Raw genomic sequence first — 22,320 nt, 5'->3', positions numbered from 1 at the left:
TGCGACCCCCGGCTTTGTGATCCTCTCCAACGTAGGGTCGCTGCTCAGATCGTTTCAGTGTCAAACTCTGACAGAAACATCGGAGCAAAGGGTCAAAGGACAAAGTCCAAAGGGTTAGGGCTCAAGGTCCTGGGCAAGACGGAAGCCGATGTCGTCGCCCCAGCTGCCGGCGTCGAGCCCGGTCCGGTTCGAGACACGCAGGTACTCCGGTCCGCTGAACCAGGAGCCGCCGCGGATCACGCGCTCGCCGCAGTCGTCACCATTCGCTTCTAACCAAGCCGATCCGTTGCTTGGAGCGGCCTTATAGTTGTCGTGCCAGCAATCCTCCAGCAGCTCAGAAACATTTCCCGTCATGTCATAGAGACCAAGCCCATTAGGTTTTTTGCTGCCGACAGGCCCGGTGCGGTTCGTATCATACACCGCATACTGCTTCAATTGAGACTCGTCGGAGGTTCCAGCCCAGACCTCATCCTCGCCCCCGCTACTCGCTGCATATTCCCACTCCGCTTCTGTTGGGAGCCGGTACCGGTTGCCGGTCTGTTGGGACAACCACTGAGCATAGGCGTTTGCATCATCCCAACTCACGTTGATGACCGGGCGCGACCCACGACCCCACTCCTTATCTTCTGGCAATGGGCGACCCGCTGCCCGAGCAAAGCGGTCGTACTCATCAAAGGTCGTTTCATACCGCGCGATCGCAAATGGTTTGGTGATGTGAACTTTGTGCACAGGACCTGGTTGGAGGAGAAACGACAACCTCCCTGACGATTGCGATGGTTCTGATTTCATCATGAATGACCCAGGCGCAATCCGGACCATCGCCGGGCTGGGGACAGCAGAAAACGAGGGGGTTGGAATATTGACTGGCTGCACGGGCTGTTCTTGCTCCCCTCGTCCAGGGAACACAAACTCTCCCTTATGTCCTGGGCTGAGCGACCAGTATTCAGGCCGCTGTTGATACCCCCTCAACTGCGCTTCCTCATACACTCGGCGGTCAAGAAATTGATAGAGCTCTGATGTGGGAATAATCCCATCGGCGTCCAGGTCAGCTGTCTTGTCATTGCCCAAGCCTTCCAGAAGAAAGTGAGTGAGCAAACTTTGCCCCCATTCCGCAATCTCCAGGGCTTCTTGATCCGCCCCGCCGGCGACAATGAGATGCCGACCCTTTTCCCTGGTAATCTGTTCCCGGTAGATAGGGGTCATGGTGCGAATGCTCTTCGTGTTTTCCCCGATGATTCCGCTGTAACAGGAGTCCACGATAAACAGGACATGCTTTGCAGGCCAGACATTAACCAACTCTCGGACCCGACCCATGCTGATGGCGGTTGCAGCCAAGTCCTGAGGGTTCGCCTCGATCGGGAGCAGATAGCCCGTCCGTTGCCCCCCGCCGAACTGCTCATCTTTGCCATGTCCCGAAAAGAAGATCAGCACGCGATCATTGCTGCTCAATTTCTTGGGCAGCTGTGTCCCCAGGACGCGTTCGATCGCTTTGCGGGTGGTGTCTTTCGGGGAAACCATAGGAATGACCGTGAACCCCTGCTGCGCCAGCAGATCGCCGACAGCCGTGGCATCCTGGCTGGCATACTTAAGCCTCCGCACGTTCTGGTAATCATTAATGCCGATCACGACCGCCCAGTCCTTGCCTTGGGTTGATGCTGTGTCAGCAGCGGCACGCGCCGGTGGTTGGCCTAGCGCCACCAGCAGAATGGAGAGGCCGGCAAGAACAGGGATGGGGCCACGCATGCGAGACACCGTTCAGGGTTGCTTCGCTGTCGCCAGAAGGCTCGCGATGATCGACGACAAATCCGAGCTGGACCCGGACTTCTGTACGTAGGACTCCACGTCTCCATTGGGCTTCCGAACAAGGACCTGCCCTCGATCAAGCGACTGGTTTTCGATGATCTTGATCATGGGGCCTTGCATGTCCACGATGAGCCCGCCATGTTGGGTATCTTTCAGCGTCTTGACGATCGCGTCAGCCAGCGCAGAAAGCGCCGCGACCCCGACGGTGACATATAGCAAAACCGCTGCCGGATTCTTCGTGTTCGGTTCTTTCTCCTGCACCGGTCCCACCTGGCCTCCCTGCTCGTTGAGGAAGCTCCGTTGAGCGTTCAGCAACGCAGCGTTCTTCGACTCCCATTGGAACTGAACCGTACTGAGATTGGATGCTTGAGGCTGTTCGATCGCGATAGGAGAGAGAACGAGGCCCAGAGCCAGCAGGCACACAACAGCGGATCTCATCACACGACTCCGTACAGGTGCGGTGCACTTTGCCCTAGAACCGAACAGGCTGTCGAGAACCCAGGTACGCTATTCTACTCACTTCGCCAGTTTCGTCAATTGGCCGTTTTGGTGCCATGTGCATTCATGGTGTGAGACATGACGATTGACGGAGTCATGATGGTCAACCGCAACAATCGGAAGATGGCAAAGTTACCGGAGTCTTTTGTAGATGTGACCATGCTTGAAAATAGAGGATTCCGCATCCTGCTAGAATTGTGCGCCGCCTGCCGATAGATGCGGCTCATAGGCTTTGGTCTCGAGGATGGAGTGGATGGCCTGCATCGTGGCATCGATCTCGTCATCGGCAGTATAGAAGTGTGGCGCGATTCGAATGCCGACGCCGGGCCGAAAGTCCACAAGGATCTCGCGGCGAGCCAACTCACGCACCACGGCGGCTGCATGGGGGACATCAACCGCGACCATGCCGCCTCGCTTGTCCCTGTCTCGCGGCGACTTGACCTGCCATCCATACTGATCCGCCAGCTCGACCAACCGGGAAGTCTGCCGGATCGATTTTGCCCGGATCTTCCCGACGCCGGCCGCAAGAATGGTCTCGTAGCCGCTTTCCGCCGCATACAACGCCGGGATGCCGGGCGATCCATGGAGAAAGCGGTGGATGTCGGGAGCGTAGGTGACGGGGCCTGGCTCGAAGGCAAAGGGTTCTCGGTGCGCCATCCACCCAGTCACCTTCGGCTCCAGTGTGTGGTGCAGCGCCGGATGCACATAGAGGAATCCGGCCCCTGGACCGCCGCAGAGCCATTTCACGGACCCGCCTACCACAAAATCAACGTCGAGAGCCTTGACGTCAAGAGGCACGGTGCCTGCCGACTGGTACACGTCCAACACAACCTTCGCGCCCACCGAATGGGCCTTGTGAACGACGGTCTGGACATCCTGAATGTACGCGCTCTTGAACAGCACGTGCGAGATGGGCACCAGAAGCGTCTCCTCATCAATGGCGTCCAGCAGACGCTCCGTATCGATGGTCAGTCCGTCATCGCTGGGAACCACAACAAGGCGTCCTCCGGCGGCGCGCACATGCGCCTCATAGACATACATCACGGAAGGGAAATTCAAGGCTTCGTAGACCACTTTGTTACGCTGCTGGGTCAGATCAAAACAGGATGCAATGAGCGACTGACAGACGGACACGTTCTGGTGCATCACCACGGTCCCTGGATCGGCACCGATGATGCGGGCGACCTTGTCGCCGGTGCTCACCGGCATTTCCCACCAGCCCTCGGCCCATGCCCGGATGCCGCGCGTGGCCCAAAGATCGGCAAACTCGCGCAGACGGTCGTAGACGCGAGCCGGCATCGCACCCAACGAGTGACTGATCATGTAGAGGGTCCGGTCAAGGATGGGGAAATCCTTCCGGTACGACAGCAGCTCATCCATCGTCGTCACGATCCATGCTGGTTTTCACACATGAGGGATCGGGCTTCCCACAGCTCGGGGAAAAACTTCTTATCCAAGGTCGCTCTGAGATAGGATGCGCCGCTGCTGCCGCCGGTCCCCCGGCTCATCCCGATGGTCCGTTCCACCATTTGAATGTGCCGCAGGCGCCAGGCGACGAGCAGCTCATCGAACTCCGTCAATCGTTCACAGACATCAATCCAATCGCGATGCTCCCCCTCTTTCCGATACACCGCGACGATCATCTGGGCCCGCAACCGGAAACGCTCGCTCTCCGCAGCGTCCTGGGACATCGGAGGTGCCATGTCCATCGCCGCCAGCGCTTCGAACAGTACATCGCGGAGGGACGGCTCTCGCAGCCGCCGCTGAAGCGCGGCGAACAGTTCCGGGGCCGGCTCGTGCAGGTCCAACATCCGCTCATCCTTGAGACCGCAGAGAAACTCCAGTTCGCGAAACTGTTCGGACTGAAACCCGCTCGCGGGCCGTAGCCGATCACGAAAGGCCAGAAAGTGCGTCGGCAACATTGTTTCCAGGACGGTGAATTGTTCGACCAGGAGTCTGGCGATTTCGGTGCATCGCCGTAACAAGCGAGCCGCCTCATATACCTCGTCTCGCGAACCAGGCAGCCTTGTCGTGGCGCGTAGATTCACCACAACCGCATCCAGTTCGTGCAATAACAATTTGAACCAGAGCTCGTAGGTCTGATGAATGATGATAAAAAGCAGTTCGTCATGGGCCATCGGCGAGGAGAGGGGAGATTGCAGACGCAACAGTTCGCGAATCCGAAGGTAATCGCCGTACGTCAGCTGCCGGTCGGCTTGCAAAGATGGCGGCTCAACGCTCATGTTGCGCTCTGGGTATAATGCGAGGGCTGCTCACGCATTGTCCGCTGGATGGGCTCAGTGACGTTGATCTTGAACGGCTCGAACAAAAACGGTAGCGCTTTCTGAACCTGAGATGGTCTCTATTCTGCACCTTCACGAAACAAGGTTCAATGCCGTTCGTGGTCCGCAGTCTGCGCGAGAGGTAGGTAATGGGTCAGACTCCTGTGTGTCTCATCGGCCCCTTGTTGTTTCTCGCTATCGACCAACCGACTCAAAATGTGATCACCACTCTTGGATCCTCTGTTGGTCTGATCTCCAACTCGACGCAGTGTCTGGTGATCTTGCTCTCATCCTCCTACGAACAGCCATCTGTAGCATCTCGCCCCGAACCGAAGGACCTCGATGTAGACTTTGGCCACAAAAGTATCCGATCAACATAGGGTCTGGTCACAGAATCAACCACTTGACGCGAGCTTTCGCCCCGACCAGGAGGTGGTGAACGGCGGCACAATGATCGCATTACTCATAATGCGTGAGGTCGGATACTCTAACTGTGCATCCGATCTCCCTACTTTACACACAAAGGAGACACTATGAGACAGATTGTCATGGCAGCGTTGGCGGCGGGAATCGTCTTGGCGTTGGGTGGGACTGCGATTGCCGATAAGAAGGGAGAGAAGCACAAGTCCAAGATTGAAATGGCGGAAGAAGCGAAGGTCACGATTGATCAGGCGATCAAGACGGCGTCCGAGAAGGTGCCAGGCCACGTCATTGAGGCTGAGCTGGAAAAGAAACATGACAAGACGGTGTGGGAAGTTGAAATCGTGACGGATGACAAGATGATTAAGGAAGTGCATGTCGATGCAGATTCCGGCGCCATTATCGATGTGGAAGACAAGGGCAAGGAACACAAGGACAAAGGGAAGCATTGACCTGTCGCGGGTGAGGTGACTGGTTTCATAAGCTCTGTCCAGTGGCCATCATGCTCTGGCCTGGGAGTGTTGGCCTGGTTGTCTGGTTGTTTGTGGGGATGATCAGGGCAAACAACTGCCGGCTAATACAGCTTTCCCTTACATCTTGAGACGCTCGGCATATCCGGTCAGCTCAACATAACCTTGACCTTTCATCGGCCGGCCTTGTTTGGTCCCTATCACCGCCACCGCCCCTTCCCAATAGGTAAATCGTGCGAGGCGCGACGTGCGAAATTCCTGATCCGCAAGCAGCGGAGTGACATCCAGCACAAGGTCAAGCGATGGGACCTTCAGGCGCCAGTGGCTGGGATACGTGGCCTTGCTGGCAGAGCTGGTCCACGTGGCACTCGACTCAATCTGAAAGTCGGTCACCACAAGCTGACCTGTTCGTGCGTCTGACGATACGACCGTACCACTGGACGCAGGATCAGATGAGCCATCTTTCCGTCGCATTCGATACAGCATGAGCTCGCTATTATCGTCCAGCTGAATGCTGAACCAGTCCCATCCGGCTTGATCGTCCCCGAGATCAGCGGACCCGAATTCACGGTCCATCCAGCTGGTGCCTGTCACATCGAATGATTCACCATCGATCGTGAGCTTCCCACTTGTCGCAAGTCTCGTGAACGAATAGTAGTGGGAGGCTTGACCCACATCTTTCCCCTTTCGACTGATGCCGTCCACACCGTGAGTGACGAGCGGCTTGGCCGGTTGGAGCGTGAGGGCGAGGGCATGCGTCTCGTCGCGGGCCACCAATGTATGTGACGCGGATGGTTCCGTCGATGCTTCGGCCCGCCAATCATCGATCCAGACGTGGAGCCGCGACTCGTCGGCACCGGCCTTCCCTAGCCCCTCACGGCTGAGCTTTTCGGAGAAATGAAATCGCTTCCCGGTGATGTCGGTCACAGCGAAATGGGCCAGATACAGGTGGTTGATCGACCATTTCGACGGCAGAGTTTTTATTTCATCCGGTGGGACAGCTCGACGGAAGAAGACCAACTCAAATCCGAATGACCGGCCGTTTTTCGACTGCAGATGGCCCGTGTAGTACCACCACTCGGTTCGATAGGTCGGGTGAGATCCATGGTCTCGAGGAAAATTGAACTGATACCCGGCGGTTGCAGACTGAAACGGAATCGGAGGTTGGTTGGCGCCGGATGCCCCGCAAAGGTCGAAGTTCAGGAAGGACACGATTAGTAGCACTAGCAGGACGACGTGCATCATCTCCCTCGTTTCATGGGTCAACCAACGCATCGGACTAGCAGGCTGCGGAAAACCCCTCCGTTCATCCTTCGAGAGCCTCTGGACGAACGGAGTGATCATTGAATTTACTGAGGTTTTCCGTTTGTGCTGAGCTTGTCGAAGCACACAAATCGAGTTTTTCCGCAGCCTGCTAGCACCTGATGCCTTAGGCTGCTTATATCATGTACGCCGCGGGCGAACAAATCGACTGTCTGAGAGCGATGTTTTGCATTTCCTCGTGGCTCGGCGAGCCTCGCACGGCGTTGACAATTTTCACAAGTCTCAGCTATCGTGAGCCATGCAGACTGATCGTGAGCGGGAGCCGTCGGAGCGGAGTGCGTCCAAGCATGCCCAACCTTTTCCGATTCCCAGTCGCCTTCCGGTGTTCCCACTACCCAACGTCGTCTTTTTTCCCAAGACGTATCTGCCACTCCACATTTTTGAACCACGCTATCGCCGGATGGTCGCCGATGCAACGATGGGCGGTCAATGTATTGCCATGGCACTGCTGAAGGAAGGATGGGAGCCGGACTACTATGAGAATCCGGCAATCTATCCCTCGCTCTGTATCGGACGGATCATGAGTGTGCAACCCTTGCCGGACGGTCGCTCCAACATTTTACTGCAAGGGCTCGAACGGTGTGAGATTTCCGAAGAACATTTCGACAAGCCCTATCGCGAGGCGACGGTTCGCATCACGCCCATGCGTTCCGACGAGGGGCTGACGAAAGGCGTTCGACGCGCACTGATCGACATGCTCGGGCGATACCTTCAGGCGAGAGAGGATAGCGCGGCGTGGCAAGGGTTTTTTCGTGATGAAGTCAGCGACGAAGTCTTGGTCAACACCCTCTCGACCTACCTGGACTGCACACCCTTGGAGAAACAATTTCTACTGGAAGCGGACGGACTCCACCAACGGGCTCGTCGATTGAACGATTTGGTTCAATTCATGCTGCACGAACATCCCGACACGAAGGGCTAGGAGTAATGGATCGGACCATCGCCATCGACGTCAGTCGTCTATGCAAAACGTATGACAGCCATAAAGCTGTCGATGACCTCTCGTTCCAGGTCTATGCCGGGGAAATTTTTGGTCTGCTGGGGCCGAACGGCGCGGGCAAAAGCACCACGCTTCGCACGCTCATTACGTTGCTGCACCCGACCTCAGGCACGGCGACCGTCATGGGTTACGACACGGTGCGGGAGGCGGATCAGGTGCGGACTGTGATCGGATACGTGCCTCAAGAACGGGCGATCGACCGGTTTCTGACGGGTCGCGAACACCTCCAACTGCTTGGTGCGCTCTATCATCTGACGAAGGAGGAAGCGGCGAAACGTATCGACGAGCTGCTCAAACTGGTTGAGCTGGAAGCTCATGCGGACCGGCCTGCCAAGACCTATTCCGGAGGCATGAAGCGCAAACTCGACATTGCCTGTGGGTTGCTGCCGGACCCCAAAATTTTGTTCCTCGATGAGCCCACCCTCGGCCTCGACGTCCAAAGCCGTCTCCGGATTTGGGAATATGTCCGCATGCTCAAAGCCCGTGGGATGACGGTCGTGATGACGACGAACTACCTGGATGAGGCCGATCGACTCTGCGATCGACTCGCCATTATCGACGGTGGGAAGATCAAAACGCTGGGCTCACCGGCTGAGCTTAAGATCGCCCTCGGAGGGGATATCGTGGCCCTCACTCTGAAGGAGGCGAACCGAATCCCATCGTTGGAATCCGACCTAATCGGCCGTCCGGCCATCAAGACCGTGAAGGCAACCACCAAGGGCCTGGATATCAGGGTAGAATCGCCCGAAAAGGCCTTGCCCACCATTCTCGAATCGGCCAATCGTTTAGGGTGCGACATCGAATTTATTCAATACAATCGTCCGCGCTTAGACGATGTGTTTATCGCGCATACAGGAAGAGCCATCACCGAATCGCCTCCCGAAGTCGAGTCTGAGTAATAAGGAGTCACGTGGCGCACTACTGGCAAGAAATCAATGCGTTGACGATGCGGTGGGTTCGGCGGCTGAGCCGAGAAAAATTCAGCATGCTGTTCACCTTGGTGCAGCCGATGCTGTTCTGGCTCATCTTCTTCGGCAACCTGTTTCAGCGGGCCGCGGACACGCAGGTCATGCAGGCGCCCAACTACATCAGCTTCCTCGCAGCCGGTGTCGTCGTCATGACGGTCCTGAACAACGGTTTGGCCGGGGGCGTCGATCTGCTCTTCGATAAGGAAAACGGGTTCCTTGAGCGCCTGATGTCCACGCCGATACATCGAACTTCCGTCATCCTGAGCCGCTTTATCTTCGTCATGGCAATCACGTCGATGCAGGTCCTTGTAATTCTCGGCGTCTCGTACCTCTTCGGCGTGTATCCAGCGACGGGTATTCTCGGCGTGGCGACGATCTTATTCATCGGGATGATGTTCGGCGTCGGCCTGACGGCCATTTCCATGGCGATGGCATTCTCCGTGAAAAGTCACGGTGATTTCTTCTCCGTGTTGGGATTTCTTTCGCTGCCGATGATTTTTCTCAGCTCCGCATTGGTTCCGTTGACGGCGATGCCGGGCTGGATGAGTTTTCTGGCGCAATTCAACCCGATGACCTGGGCGATTGATGCGGTGCGACCTCTAATTCTGTCCGGCTGGACCGAAGCCTTGCCGCACGTCGGCATGGTGGTCTTGGTCATGCTCGTGTTCGATGCACTGTGCCTGTACGGTGGAGCCAAGGCCTTCCGCCGCGCCATGGGGTGACCTCACCATGGACCATGGATCGCTTGACCGACGACGGAATCCGTCGGACCATGACCTCAACGCCGCCATGCATCAGGCTGTGAACGAGAGAGAGTCGTAGGGAATGATCCCGGAAAATCAGATTCGCGCGCTGATTCGGCTTCTCTCCGATGAGGACGACCGAATCGTCCGTACCATCAGCTGCAGACTCATCGATATCGGCCCATCGGCTGTCCCCCTGCTCCAAGAAGCTGAAATCGAACAGCCGGAAATGGCAGATCGGATCGCGTCCGTCCTTGATGAAATCAGGGGAAGCAAGTTGGAGGATGAACTTGCGACCCTAACGGCACGCGCGAGCGAGACCATGTGCCTGGAAACCGGAGCCTTTCTGATCGCTCGCTACGCCTATCCGACGCTTGACGTCGCTCGCTATCGTGAACAGCTCGATACGATGGCAAACGAAGTTCGAGCGCGCATCGGCCATCGAGCGTCCGGTGAAGAAGCCGTCAACGCACTCAACCGGTACCTATTTACTGAACAAAGGTTTAAGGGAAACACCAAGAACTACTATGAGGTTGAGAACAGCTACCTCAATTGCGTCATGGATCGGCGGGTCGGGATCCCCATCAGCCTGTCGGCGGTCTACCTGTTGATCGGACAGCGTTTGGCACTCCCGCTGTTCGGTATCGGTATGCCTGGGCATTTCCTGGTGAAGTATGAGTCCGACCGGTACAAGATCTTCATCGACTGCTTCAATGGCGGGGCCTTGCTGACTGAAAAAAACTGCGCTCGCTTTCTGACTGAGGCAGGGTACGGGTTCGACGATAAGTACTTGCAAAAAAGCCCGGTGCGAGCGATTCTGTCCCGCATGATCAAGAACCTCTTGGCCATTTACTCGAAAGCGGGTGACGGAGGGAAAACCGCCCGCCTGACCAACTTCATCGAGATCCTCGGTGGCGTTCCTCGCGAGGAGGGGCTTTAGCTAGACCCGGATCGTCAACAGATCCTTTCCCTTCCAAATCTTCCCCTCAAACTGCTCCCCCGCTTGCGCTTTGACATCGTATCGATCCGCGACCGGATAGAAGTGCGAGAGCACCAGTTGGCCGATGCCGGCCTCCTTCGCCACCTGACCGCACTGTCCGGCGTGCAGATGGGCGGCTCCTGGACGATTGGACGGGAACGAGCAATCGAGCACGGCAAGGTCGGCATCTTTGCACAGAGCAACAAGGGCATCGCAATATTGAACATCTCCCGAGTACACGATCGTCTTGCCTCGGTGCTCAATCCGATAGCCGACGGACGAGAGATCGGGAACATGGACGACGGGTTTGGGAACGATACGGGTGTCCCCGATCGTAAAGGGTTTGCCGGATACTTCCTTGAGGATGACGCGGAACGGTGCCGGCGAAAAACTGGGAAAACTGCGCATGATCGACTGTAAGAGACGGATCGTGCCTTTCGGACCGATCAGGGTCAGCCCTGGGCGATGGCCTCCTCCGTATTTGGTGTAGATCACTGCGTCAAAGAAGAACGTGATGAAATCGGAGAAGTGATCGGCATGAAAATGGGAGAACAAGATGTGCGTGATCCTGTGTCGGTCGACACCGGTTTTGATCAGGTTCATCAAGGTGCGCGGGCCGAAATCCAATAAAATGAGGTGATCTGTGCGCACAAGGTAGCCAGCCGCGGCTCTTGTGGGATGCACATTGGTACCGGAGCCAAGAATAGTCAGACGCATAGCTCTTTCATCCCTCTCATCCATCAAGTTCCATCAGGATGGTTTCCGCCTCGATCAACTCAGGATCGGCTGCTCGTTGAGTCATCCGCGAGCGAACTGCTTGCAACAGATTCTTTGCGGCATCCGATCGATTCAGGCTCTTTAAGAGTCTCGCCATGCTGATGGCCGCTCGAAGCTCGAGCATCGTTGCGTGCTGATCCCGCGCAATCCGCAGAGCTTCAGTAAAACACTGCTCCGCCTCAGACATCGATTGATCGGATTGCCCGAGCAACAGCTCGCCGTTCAGTCGAAACAGTTCCGCTTGCCAGCACCGCTCTCCCTGGATCATCGCAAGTTCCTGGGCTTCCTTAATGACAGTCAAACCTTCTTCAATCTGCTGCTTCCGTAAATACACGTCTGCCAGTAACGCCAGGGTGTAGGTGTTGTTGAGGCTCGCTCTGGCTGCTCGCGTTGCAGCGAGGCCGTCCACCAACCTCCCGATCCCCTCCTCGTTTCCCCTTTCGACCATGGCCCAGCCTTGAAAAGATGTCGCCCATGCCAAAGGCACTTCGAAGGAGTATTTTGTCGACAGAGCTATGGCTTCTTCAGTGAGATTTAATGTCTTGTCCGCGTCTCGAAGTGTGGAATAGGTCCAGGCTACGGTCGTCAACGTGAACGCCAACGTGAAGGGGTGTTCCAACTCTCTGGCCATGCCGACGGCTTCCTGCAACAGTGCTTCGACCTGATCGACCTCGCCCAAGATCCATAGCGTTCTGGCTAGGATGATTCTCGCGGTGATGCCGGGATCCTGAGTGTAGGGTAAAGTGTGTGACCGGTGTCTCCCAGGGTCATACAAGGACTTTGCCGCAAGCAAATGCTCTTTGGCTTCATCGAACCGTCCAAGGAAGAAATAGGTCGAGCCAACACTCTCGTGAACTCGGATTAACAGATCCGGGTTGTGCAGATGAGGCGCCAGCGAGAGGAGTTCTTCCGCCAAGACACGCGCCTGGTCGAGAGGCCCTCGGACCAGATGGAAGACCCATAACCCCCAGACAGCAAGAAAGTGGTGATCGGACTCGCTGTTCTCCCGGGAAAGTTCCCTTGCCCTGAGATAATTACGCTCGTTCTCCTGCGAGGCATAACCTTTCACCGTCACCATAGGAGCTCCGCGCGCGATGAGGAGATCCAACTCCAATGCATCACGCTCAGTGCCCGCGGGCAAATCCTTCAGTAACGTCAATGCGCTATTGAAATGGTTCAGCGCTTCGACATTGGCCGACCGAGCCGCGTCTCTTCGGGCTGCGAGATGCCAATACGTGATAGCCGGATGGATCGAGCCTGCCTGTTCAAAGTGGTAGGCCAGGAGTTCCGGCTCCAACTGCGCGCGCTCGGGAAACTTTTCTTCCACTGTTTTAGCGATGCGGGCATGGAGAGCTCGACGCGACTTCTTGGGCAAGGTGCTGTAAGCAGCCTCCTGCAGGAGCATGTGCCTAAACTGAAATTTTGCGGTCGGTATTTCATTCTCTTGGAGAATGAGTCCAGACTCGACGAACAGCTGAAGAGCATTTTGCAACCGACTTTCCGTTACGTCCACCACGCCTCGCAGCAGTTCATAACTGAATTCTCGCCCTATCGCTGCCCCGACTTGGACAATTTCCTTGGTCGGCCCCAATCGGTCTATCCGTTCCATCAGCAAACCTTGCAGACTGTCGGGAATGGACACATCTTTTAATGGCGCCTTCAAGCTGAAAGAATTGTTCTCCTCAGTCAGCAGTCCGGATTCAAATAGGCTTTGAGCCAGCTCCTCGACATACAAAGGCACTCCGTCGGTCTTTGCGAGAATCGCGCGCTCGACTTCCGGTGGGAAGGCTTTTCCTCCTGTCATCGCTGCGAGAAGTTCGGCGCTATGCCGGCGGGGAAGCCGACTCAGCGTCAAAAACGTCACATGACTATAATCGGCCCAAACCGGCTTAAACTCAGGCCGAAAGGTGATGATCAATAGCACGCGCATCGACTGGATGCGGTCAATAGCCCTTGTCAGGAGGTCCATCGTGGTCGGATCAATCCAATGAGCATCTTCGACGACGAAGAGTGTCGGGCAGCGATCCGCCGACCTTTGTACGTATTGCACGAGCGCGTCAAGGGTCATTTGCTTCCGCTTTTCAGGCGACACATTCAGTGGCGGGTGCTGGACATCTGTTCGGATTGAGAGCAGTTCCGCCAGTAATGACACCGTGGTCTGGTCGCCGATACCGTTGTCGAGTGCCAGCCTGTCGAGCTTCTGCAGTTGCGTGGTGGCGCTGTCCTCACCGGTCAATCCGGCTGCCTGTCGCAGATGATTGATGACCGGATAGAGTGCCGTATTGACGTGATAGGGCGAACATTGAAATTGAATCGTCCGGTAACGCTCCTCGGCAAGTCGATCACGCAGGTTGCGGGCAATTCGAGACTTCCCGATGCCGGTCTCACCACAGAGAAGGACAACCTGCCCTTCACCCTCCGCTGCTTCTCGCCAGCGACCTAAGAGCAGCGCTGTTTCGTGCTCTCGACCTATGAACTGAGTTAAGCGTCCGGCTCGATACGACTCGAACCGACTCGCCGAGAGCTTGCTGCCCAGAACTCGCCAGACCTGGACCGGCGTTTCGAACCCCTTGAGAGAAACCGTTCCCTGATTCGCAAATTCGAACTCACCCCCCACAAGGCGTTTCGTCGCCGAGTCAACGATCAACTGATTCGGCGCGGCCAATGCCTGAAGGCGGGCGGCCAGATTGGGAGTTTCACCAAACACCGACCGTTCCTTGGCTGTTTCTTGTCCAATGATCTCTCCGACAATGACGTGACCTGTCGCAATTCCGATTCGTACCGCGATCTCAGATTCCCGAGATGAAGGATCATCACGTGATGAAGCCCTCGCCAATTCCAAGATGGCTAGGCCGGCATGGATCGCTCGTTCCGCATCGTGCTCTTGGGCCTGCGGGTACCCAAAATACACCAACAGTCCATCGCCCATGTATTTGGCGATATAGCCGTTGAATCGACCGATTGCTTGGCTACAGGCGTCCAAAAATCGACGAATGAACTCTTGAAGATCCTCAGGGTCCAACCTGCAAGCCAGCGCTGTCGACCCTACAAGGTCACAAAACATGACGGTCAATTGCCGTCGTTCTGCTTGCTCTCGGCTGGAAGAGGACGAGGTTGCTTCTTGCGAGGTGGGAATGGCCGGAGAAGACGCATGATCGACATGCCCGCTTTGCGACAGTTGCGCGATGGCGCGCAAGAGTTGCTTTCGATGGCCAAGCACAATGCCCATCGACGCCAAATCGCCGTCATTCAGCTCAGGCAAGACGTCCCAGGTGATGGCGTTCTGCTCAAACAGCTCTCGATAGCGATCAAGGCCAAGACTTTGCAGCCATGCAGCGACGGGGTCATTCATGATAAGCCTTCAAACCTGTATCCATCAGTCCGCAATCGGATAGAAATGCGAGAGGTTGAGTCGGCCTGCACCGGCCCCTTGAGCCACCCGCGCGCCGACCCTGGGTGGAGATCGTGCTCATCTCCGAAGTTGATCAAGGATCGTTCGAGCTTCGACCAAGTCGGGGTTGGCCGATCGATCGCTAAACCAAGAGCAGGCGGCATTCAGGACTCGTTCGGCCTCGTCCACTCTATGTAATTTTCGTAACAGCTTCGCCAGGCTCGTCGCGGCTCGAAGTTCCAGCATTCTCGCGTGCTGATCCTGCGCGATCTTCAAGGCTTCGGTAAAACACTGTTCCGCCTCAGAAGTGGATCGCGTGGATTGCTCCAGCAGTAACTCCCCCCTCAGACGGAAGAGTTCCGCCTGCCAACAACGTTCCCCTTGAGAGTGAACGAGTTGCTGCGCCTCCGCAAGTGCACCCAGACCTTCGTCAGTATGTTTCTGTCGTAAATAGATCTCTGTGAGCAGAGCCAGGGTGAACGTATTATTGAGACTCGCGCCGGCGGCTTGCGCAGCGGAGAGTCCCTTCACTAACCGGCTCAGACCTTCCTCATGACCCTTTTCGGCAAGTGCCCAACCTTGGAAGGAGGTCGCCCATGCTAACATCACTTCGAACGAGTAGTTGGTGGAAATAGCAATCGCTTCGTCAGATAAGGCCAAGGTTCTGTCGGCATCGCGGATCGTGGAGTAGATCCAAGATCCGGTCGCGAGGGCAAAGGCCAGCGTGAAGGGGTGTTCCAACTCCCTTGCCATACCGATGGCTTCTTGCAACAGCGCGTCGACCTGATCGATCTCGCCCAAGATCCAGAGTGTTCTGGCCAGCATGGTTCTGGCTGATACACCGGGATCTTGAGTATAGACCAGGGTCTGTGAGCGATGTTTATGAGAGTCGTACAGCCCCTTCGCAGCGAGTAGATGGGTCTTGGCTTCGTCAAACCGACCTAAAAATGAATAGGTGAACCCCACAGTCTCGTGCGCGCGAATGAGCAGATCTGGATTGTTCCGGTGGGTCGCCCATGCGAGGAGTTCTTCCGCCAAGGTGCAGGCCTTGGTGAGTGGCCCCCTGACCAGATAGAAAACGTGTAACCCCCGGCCAGCCAGAAAGTGGTGATCGGAATCGCTGTTTTCCCGGGAGAGCTCCCTTGCCCTGAGATAATTACGCTCGATCTCCTGCGAGGCATAGCCTTTCACTCTCTGCATAGGGAACCCTCGCGCAATAAGGAGCGCCAACTCCGATGCATCACGCTCCGTCCCTGCGGGCAATTCTTTCAGCAACGTCAACGCGCGATTGAAGTGGCTCAACGCTTCGATATTGGCCGAACGTTCCACGTCTCTCCGGGCTGCAAGACGCCAATACTCCACGGCTTGGCCTATCAATCCTGCTTGTTCATAATGATAGGCCAAGAGTTCTGGTTCCAGCTGTGCGTGTTTGGGAAAGCTCTCTTCCACTGTCTTGGCAATGCGGGCATGGAGGAGCCGGCGAGATTTCTTGAGGAGCGTGTTATAGGCCGCTTCCTGGACGAGCGCATGCTTGAAGCGATATCGCGCAAACGATCGTTCTCCCTCCTGCACAATGAGCCCTGACGCAACGACGAGAGCGAGGGCGTTGGAGAGCTCTTCATCCGATACATTAACGACAGCGTACAGCAGCTCATAGGTGAATTCCCGCCCAATGGTTGCTCCGATCTGAACGATTTCCTTGACCGGCCCCAATCGGTCCACCCGTTCCATGAGCAAGGCTTGCAGACTGTCCGGAATGACCATTTCTCTCAACGGAGCCTTGAGGGTGAATGAGTCGCTTCCCTCTGCCAGCAATCCCGTCTGCAGCAGATTCTCCGTCAACTCTTCGATATACAGCGGTACGCCGTCGGTCTTCGCCAGAACCGCCTGTTGCACCTCCTGCGGAAGCACTTTTCCACCGGTCATCGTTGCAATCAGCTCGGCGCTCTGCCGTCGAGTAAGCCGATTCAACGTCAGCAACGTGACGTGACTATATTCCGCCCACACCGGCCTGAACTCCGGACGAAAGGTGATCAGCACCAACGCGCGCATCTGCCTGATCCGATCGATGACTCGCGTCATGAGATCCAGCGTGGTTGGATCGATCCAATGGGCATCCTCCATGATGAGCATCACAGGGGAACGATGCACGAGCCTTTGCAGATACTGCACGAGTGCTTCCAGAGTCATGTCCTTGCGTTTGTCGGGCGACAGATTCAACAGCTGGTTCTGCTCATCTCCTCGGATCGAAAGCAGATCTGCGAGCAAAGCAACCGTGACACGATCGTCAAGTCCCTTGTCAGCCATCAGAGCCTCAAGCTTATGCAGCTGCGTCGGGGGGCTATCTTCATCCAGCAGCCCCGCCGACTGCCGTAGATAGGTCGTCACCGGATAGAGCGCCGCATTAGTGTGATACGGCGAACATTGAAATTGAATCGTCTGGTAACGCTCCTCGGCAAGTCGATCACGCAGGTTGCGGGCAATTCGGGACTTGCCGATGCCGGCCTCACCACAGAGAAGGACAACCTGCCCTTCACCCTCCACCGCTTCCCGCCAACGACCTAAAAGCAGCGCCGTTTCCTGCTCTCTGCCTATGAACTGAGTTAAGCGTCCGGCTCGATACGACTCGAACCGGCTGGCCGAGAGCTTGCTGCCCAGAACTTGCCAGGCCTGGACCGGTGCGTCGAACCCCTTGAGAGAAACCGTTCTCTGATCTGCCAACTCGAACTCACCCCCGATCAGGCGCTTCGTCGCCGAGTCCACGATCAACTGGTTCGGTGCGGCCAACGCCTGCAAACGGGCAGCCAGATTCGGAGTTTCACCGAACACGGATCGTTCCTTGGCGGTATCTTGCCCCATAAGTTCGCCCACGATGACGGGACCCGTCGCGATCCCGATTCGCGCCGCGATATCACTGTCCTGGTGCAGCTCAGAATCACGTGGCAAGGCCCTGACCAACTCCAGCACGGCCAGTCCAGCATACACAGCGCGCTCAGCATCGTGCTCATGGGCATGGGGGTACCCGAAATACACCAAGAGTCCGTCACCCATGTATTTTGCGATATAGCCGTTGAATCGGCTGATCGCCTCACTACAAGTCTCTAGAAAACGCCGGATGGATGATTGAAGGTCTTCAGGGTCCAACCTACGAGCCAGCGCCGTCGAACCGACTAGGTCACAAAACATGACGGTCAATTGCCGTCGTTCTGCTTGATCTCGGCTGGAAGAGGGTGACGTTGTTTCTTTCGCGGTAATAACAGCTGGAGTGGTGGCAGTATCGCTTTCACCGCGTTGCGACAGTTGCGCGATCGCGCGCAAAAGCTGCTTTCGATGGCCAAGCACGATGCCCATCGACGCCAAATCGCCGTCATTCAGCTCAGGCAAGACGTCCCAGGTGATGGCATGCTGCTCAAACAGCTCTCGATAGCGATCAAGGCCAAGACTTTGCAGCCATGCAGCGACGGGATCATTCATGCTGACCGTTCACCAGCAAGACACGAGTTCAGGCTACTTGCAGTCGACGAAGGATTGATCGATAATGATCGCGATGACCGACAGTTCTTCTGCGATCAAGACTGGCCATCGATCCATTGTCCGACACATCGAGTATCGACTCGTGTGTATCGGCATGTCGGTGATCGCCTACCTGCTGGAAAGAGCCGTCCTGCGTTCAATCAAGCGCGGCACGACCGGACCATAGAGTCCGATGGATCGCCGACCGAACGACCCGCCATCAACGCCCTCTCATCAGATCGAAGAATAGCCCTATGATCAGCGCGACAGCGACGATCCCGAACAAGGGCGGGATCCAACCAGCGGTCGCTGAAGCGGCGGTAAGCCCGGAGGCAAGAATACTTGCCGCAGCCGTCAGCCCCAGCGCCAGACGACGCCCTGTACGTCGGACCATCTCCTCCAGCGAGTCAGCCCGGAAATTCACAACCAGCTTCTGGCCGGGTCGGGCACCAATCATGCGTTCAATGGCTTCGATCGTTTGTTCGGCCCGCACCTTGAGTTTCTGAGACTGATACGCGAGCGTCTTGAAATCGAGCGAAGCCCCCATACGCTTGATCATGACGCGCATCAAAAACTTGCCCGCGACATCATAGGGGTCAAGTTTCGGATCGAGAGCCGCCGTCGCCAGTTGGACTTGCGCCAGCGCCTTGGCGGCGAGCGTGAGCGAGGCCGGCAGCGGCACTCCGTGTCGAAACGCGGTCGCACTCATTTCTTGGAGGAGCGGTCCGATCTGCATCTCCGCGAGAGCCGCCTTGCGGTACTTCGCCATGACTTCGCCGACTTCACCCTGAAAACGAGGAACGTCCAGATCGCTGCGGCCGGCCGAACCAGTCATCATCAACGTGACATCGCTGAGAAAGACAACGTCTTCTTTCCACAGTGCCATCAGCATCAACAACAGATGCTCCCGTAAACCGGCATCCAGAGCCCCAACCATCCCGAAATCGAGCATGTAGATGCGGTCCTTCCACCACATGAGGTTGCCCGGATGCGGATCCGCATGGAAGAAGCCGTCGACGACGATCTGTTTGTAAAACCCTTCCAACAGCTGACGGGCCGCTTCGATACGGGTCGGGCCTTCCGGCGCCTGGGCAATCCGAACCCCTTGAATTTCCTCCATCACCAATAAGCGGGCTGTCGAAATCTCTTGGTAGACGGAAGGAACTGCCAGTCGATCATAGTCTGTAAGGAGGGTCTCCATCCGTCCGATGTTTTCGATTTCTTGACGAAAGTCGAGTTCGCGCTGCAGCGACGTGGAGAGGTGCTTGAACACCGCTTCCATATTGACCATTTGTTTGAGGGCCTGCCGTTGCCCGACTTTCTGAGCGAAGATCTCGAGCAGGGCCAGATCCTGTTCGATGTCCGCTCGAGCGGTGGGCCGCTGCACTTTGACGACGACTCGGTCACCGGTTTCGAGCGTGGCTTTATGGACCTGGGCGATCGTGCCGGCGGCGAGCGGCTTGGGATCGATCGACTCAAACACATCCTCCCACGGCACCTTCAATTCTTGCTCGGCGACCCGAACCACTTCGCTCTCAGGCATAGGGGGCACGTGACTCTGCAACATCGCGAGTTCTTCGATGTATTCCGCAGGAAGGAGATCCGGACGGGTCGACAATATTTGCCCGAGTTTTGAAAAGGTCGGCCCCAGTTCTTCCAGCGCCGATCGTAGACGCTTGGCCTGCTGACGACGAATCGAACCGTCCGATTGATCGGGCTGGCTGAAGAGCTCCTTGAGGCCATGCTTCGCCATCACTGTGGCGATGTGTACGGCTCTGGCTCCGAGCTGCGGCTCAGCAACATGGGAATCGACCTGTGGCTGAAAGACACGCACTGGCTCTGCCCCCGGCCCACCTGCCATCGATTGGGTATTCACGATGATGACTGTGCAGCGGGAATTATGACTGATACGGTTCGGCACATTACCGAGCAGGAATTCCTTCCGCCCCGCCATGCCCGCATTGCCGACCACCAAGACATCGATGGCTTCGTGCTCTGCAGCACGGACGATCGTCAATGCCGGATCGGAATCTATGGAAACTAGGGCATGCCCTCGCTCCCCGGCCAGCTCCCTGACGAGATGCGCAAGCTCATTATTGGCGGCAGCGGCCCTGGTCTGCTCAGCTGCACCGAATTCGGTAGTCGAGGGGTGCTGAGGCAAAATGACCTGCACCACGAACAGCTCTGCCCCGTAGCGGTCTGCGAACTCGGCGGCCCACCGGACGGCATGATCCGCAGTTTTGGAACGGTCGGTGCCCACCATCACACGTCGTATGGCGCTGTTCTGAGGCTGATTCTCCATAAATCCTTGTCCACCTTACCGACGATGATCGGAAAAGAGTATGACTGTGGCCGCAATTCCATGTCAATTATGTGGGGACGCACCAGTTGTAGTGACCCAGAAGTCCGTTCATGGTGAGCATGTCGAACCATGAACGGAGCAAGGTGAAATCTTAGACCCTTCGACAAGGACGAAGGGATTCTCGCTGGAATTTGACGACCATCAATCGCGCCCGTATGATCCCGCCTTCCATGACGAAGCGTCACGAACAGGGACAGATCAATCCTGCCTCGCTTGTTGTTCTGATCGTGCTTATCGTGACCGCTGTATGGGTGTGGAAGCGGTTGTCGGTTGACACACAGGACTACATCGTCGATCAGGCAGTGCCGATGGCTGCAACTGCCGTGGCGCTTGCTGTCCTACTGTTCATTCCTATAAGAGCGCTCCGCCGCCGCAGTGCGAGAACGCGAGAACGAACCAGGCTCTTGACCCTGTTCGAGCACGAATCTGCTTGGGATAAACGGCTTGAATTTGCGTTTGCCTTGCTTGAACTCAACGAGTACCGAATCGATGGGCTCGAATCAGCTATCCCTGCCTTGAAGGAGCTGTTTGCCACGACCTTACAACGAGCGCTGGACGACAAACAGCATCACATCAGAGGAATGGCAGCCAGTCATCTTGGCGCGTTGCAAGACATGTCGGTCGTGCCGCTGCTGGTCAAAGCCCTGGAAGATGACCATGCCTATGTGCGCTCCTGCGCCGCTTTGGGACTCGGACGACTGCGCGCAACGGAAACGCGCGAGCGACTAAAAAACGTCATGGAACAGGATTGGGATCAAACCGTCAGAAGCAGGGCCAGGGAAGCGCTGGAACGGATGCGGGAGTGACGATCATGCCGCTTGCGGCTCAACCTATTCCTGAACCCACTCAATCACGGCAATCTCGGGCCGACAGTTGAAGCGAAATGGGAGGAAGGACCAACCTAGCCCTCGGTTGACGTACAGTCTGTGTTGACCGGATTCGTGCCAACCTGCCACGCGGCCATTACATCCAGGAGGAAGCCAGAAGGTGGGAATGCCCGGCACCCTCCATTGCCCACCATGACTGTGCCCGCAGAGGATCAAGTCAACGGGAGGATGGGCTTCGACATAGTCGAGGATATTCGGTGCATGGGCCAGGAGCAACGTAAAGCGATGGTCGGTGCGAGGCGGGACACATCCAAGGTCGGCGCGATGGAGCGAAGGATCATCGACACCGACGATCACCAGCTCTCCCCCTCCCGTTGAAACGACGGTACTTTGGTTCACCAACAACGTGATCTTGTGTCGATCTGCAAGTTCGGAAAATTCTGACAGAGGGACTCCGCTGTAATGGTCGTGATTGCCCAATGTCACATACAGTGGCGCGATGGCGCGTAGCCGTTCGAGGAAGCGAAAGAGGTGAGGCAAACCTTCCGGTACGTTCAGCAGGTCTCCGGTGATGAAAATCCAATCGGGGTGAAGTTCCCTCACAGATTCGACGATACGATCGAGCCTCGGATGATATCGGTCCAGGTGGAGATCCGTGAGATGGATTGCGCGGCGACCGGCAAGGGTGCCATGCACAAGGATGTGCCGGGTAACCTCATGAATGGAAAGACCGAATTCCCACTGAGGGACGAGACTGAACGTTCGATAGAGTGGCTCGCTGAAGCAATGCCCGATAAACGATCGCATGCGATCAGGCCATGACACCACGCGTCGCCTGCTCATTCCGCAACCTGCCGTTTGCCTGATCGTTTCCGCATGGGCGAGAAAAGTATATCATGGGCTTGTTTCCCAATCAGATTTGACAGCACATTTCCGCAATAGCCGTATTCCGACAAAGGAAAAC

General features: G+C 56.6%; 17 protein-coding genes. 7 read left to right on the top strand and 10 right to left on the bottom strand.

What is annotated here, in order from left to right:
- Positions 1-114: 114 nt before the first annotated feature.
- From P0119_04875 to P0119_04860, 4 genes are all read right to left on the bottom strand, one after another.
- Positions 115-1,743 carry an SUMF1/EgtB/PvdO family nonheme iron enzyme gene (locus tag P0119_04875; protein ID MDF0665395.1) on the bottom strand — a complete coding sequence of 543 codons (1,629 nt, stop codon included), beginning with the start codon at positions 1,741-1,743 and terminating at the stop codon, positions 115-117.
- A 12-nt stretch (positions 1,744-1,755) separates the two neighbouring features.
- Complete coding sequence (locus P0119_04870) at positions 1,756-2,241, bottom strand: hypothetical protein (GenBank protein MDF0665394.1); 486 nt, start codon at positions 2,239-2,241, stop codon at positions 1,756-1,758.
- Positions 2,242-2,490: 249 nt separating this feature from the next.
- Positions 2,491-3,681, bottom strand: coding sequence for an aminotransferase class V-fold PLP-dependent enzyme (locus P0119_04865; GenBank protein MDF0665393.1), 1,191 nt, complete (start codon positions 3,679-3,681; stop codon positions 2,491-2,493).
- A 5-nt stretch (positions 3,682-3,686) separates the two neighbouring features.
- A complete protein-coding gene (locus P0119_04860) occupies positions 3,687-4,544 on the bottom strand; it encodes a tryptophan 2,3-dioxygenase family protein (protein ID MDF0665392.1) in 858 nt (285 codons plus the stop codon).
- A gap of 572 nt (positions 4,545-5,116) precedes the next feature.
- Between P0119_04860 and P0119_04855 the strand changes: the two genes are divergently transcribed.
- Positions 5,117-5,455 (top strand): PepSY domain-containing protein, encoded by a 339-nt coding sequence (locus P0119_04855; protein MDF0665391.1) that lies wholly within the window; start codon positions 5,117-5,119, stop codon positions 5,453-5,455.
- A gap of 138 nt (positions 5,456-5,593) precedes the next feature.
- Here P0119_04855 and P0119_04850 read toward each other — a convergent pair whose 3' ends face one another.
- A complete protein-coding gene (locus P0119_04850) occupies positions 5,594-6,718 on the bottom strand; it encodes a lipocalin-like domain-containing protein (protein MDF0665390.1) in 1,125 nt (374 codons plus the stop codon).
- Between the two features lie 316 nt (positions 6,719-7,034).
- Between P0119_04850 and P0119_04845 the strand changes: the two genes are divergently transcribed.
- The 4 genes from P0119_04845 (at position 7,035) to P0119_04830 (ending at position 10,447) form a co-directional block, all read left to right on the top strand.
- On the top strand, positions 7,035-7,718 hold the full coding sequence (locus tag P0119_04845; GenBank protein MDF0665389.1) for an LON peptidase substrate-binding domain-containing protein: 684 nt from the start codon (positions 7,035-7,037) through the stop codon (positions 7,716-7,718).
- A gap of 5 nt (positions 7,719-7,723) precedes the next feature.
- On the top strand, positions 7,724-8,695 hold the full coding sequence (locus P0119_04840; GenBank protein MDF0665388.1) for an ATP-binding cassette domain-containing protein: 972 nt from the start codon (positions 7,724-7,726) through the stop codon (positions 8,693-8,695).
- A gap of 11 nt (positions 8,696-8,706) precedes the next feature.
- Entirely contained in the window at positions 8,707-9,486 is a 780-nt protein-coding gene (locus P0119_04835) for an ABC transporter permease (protein MDF0665387.1), read from the top strand.
- A 103-nt stretch (positions 9,487-9,589) separates the two neighbouring features.
- On the top strand, positions 9,590-10,447 hold the full coding sequence (locus tag P0119_04830) for a transglutaminase-like domain-containing protein (protein MDF0665386.1): 858 nt from the start codon (positions 9,590-9,592) through the stop codon (positions 10,445-10,447).
- Here P0119_04830 and P0119_04825 read toward each other — a convergent pair whose 3' ends face one another.
- The 3 genes from P0119_04825 to P0119_04815 all read right to left on the bottom strand — a co-directional run bounded on the left by P0119_04825 (position 10,448) and on the right by P0119_04815 (position 18,128).
- Entirely contained in the window at positions 10,448-11,203 is a 756-nt protein-coding gene (locus P0119_04825) for an MBL fold metallo-hydrolase (protein MDF0665385.1), read from the bottom strand.
- 16 nt (positions 11,204-11,219) lie between these two features.
- Entirely contained in the window at positions 11,220-14,615 is a 3,396-nt protein-coding gene (locus P0119_04820) for an adenylate/guanylate cyclase domain-containing protein (protein ID MDF0665384.1), read from the bottom strand.
- A 117-nt stretch (positions 14,616-14,732) separates the two neighbouring features.
- Positions 14,733-18,128, bottom strand: a complete 3,396-nt coding sequence (locus tag P0119_04815; protein MDF0665383.1) for an adenylate/guanylate cyclase domain-containing protein — start codon at positions 18,126-18,128, stop codon at positions 14,733-14,735.
- Between the two features lie 64 nt (positions 18,129-18,192).
- Between P0119_04815 and P0119_04810 the strand changes: the two genes are divergently transcribed.
- A complete protein-coding gene (locus tag P0119_04810; protein ID MDF0665382.1) occupies positions 18,193-18,354 on the top strand; it encodes a hypothetical protein in 162 nt (53 codons plus the stop codon).
- Positions 18,355-18,387: 33 nt separating this feature from the next.
- On the opposite strand, the gene P0119_04805 is transcribed toward P0119_04810, so the two are convergent.
- The gene (locus tag P0119_04805; GenBank protein MDF0665381.1) at positions 18,388-20,469 is read right to left on the bottom strand and encodes an AarF/UbiB family protein; all 2,082 of its coding nucleotides are present in this window, start codon (positions 20,467-20,469) and stop codon (positions 18,388-18,390) included.
- Between the two features lie 230 nt (positions 20,470-20,699).
- On the opposite strand from P0119_04805, the gene P0119_04800 reads away from it, so the two are divergent.
- On the top strand, positions 20,700-21,335 hold the full coding sequence (locus P0119_04800; GenBank protein ID MDF0665380.1) for a HEAT repeat domain-containing protein: 636 nt from the start codon (positions 20,700-20,702) through the stop codon (positions 21,333-21,335).
- Between the two features lie 24 nt (positions 21,336-21,359).
- On the opposite strand, the gene P0119_04795 is transcribed toward P0119_04800, so the two are convergent.
- Positions 21,360-22,199, bottom strand: a complete 840-nt coding sequence (locus P0119_04795) for a metallophosphoesterase (protein MDF0665379.1) — start codon at positions 22,197-22,199, stop codon at positions 21,360-21,362.
- Positions 22,200-22,320: the final 121 nt, after the last annotated feature.

Origin of the sequence: Nitrospira sp. (assembly GCA_029194665.1) — a bacterium.
Classification (GTDB): domain Bacteria; phylum Nitrospirota; class Nitrospiria; order Nitrospirales; family Nitrospiraceae; genus Nitrospira_D.
This window is presented reverse-complemented; position numbering and strand designations above follow the sequence as displayed.